Source organism: Enterobacter cloacae complex sp. S3 (genome assembly GCF_014930495.1).
Taxonomy (GTDB): Bacteria; Pseudomonadota; Gammaproteobacteria; order Enterobacterales; family Enterobacteriaceae; genus Enterobacter; species Enterobacter asburiae_B.
Window position 1 is genome coordinate 1 of the sequence record NZ_JADBRD010000113.1, and the last position, 215, is coordinate 215.

Sequence of the window (215 nt, forward strand, 5' to 3'; positions counted from 1 at the left end):
CTCCAGCACCAACGGCACCCGTCCCTCGGCGATCACCGGCGTCGTGGCCTCGCCGAACATCTCCTGCAAACCCACCGCCAGCGCTGGCGGGTTCTCCGCATGGTATCGGATCGCCAGGCGGCTGCCGGTCGGCACGGTATAGTGCGTCGGCAGCTCACGATCCAGCTTCTGGCGCAGCGGCCATGGCAGCCAGTCCTGTAGCGCCTGACGCAGAT

1 protein-coding gene is annotated in these 215 nt (G+C 67.9%); it reads right to left on the reverse strand.

Annotated elements, in window-relative coordinates; genetic code table 11:
• The coding region (locus IM317_RS23725) for an ATP-dependent helicase C-terminal domain-containing protein (protein ID WP_305038665.1) at window positions 1-215 on the reverse strand (215 nt) is incomplete at both ends.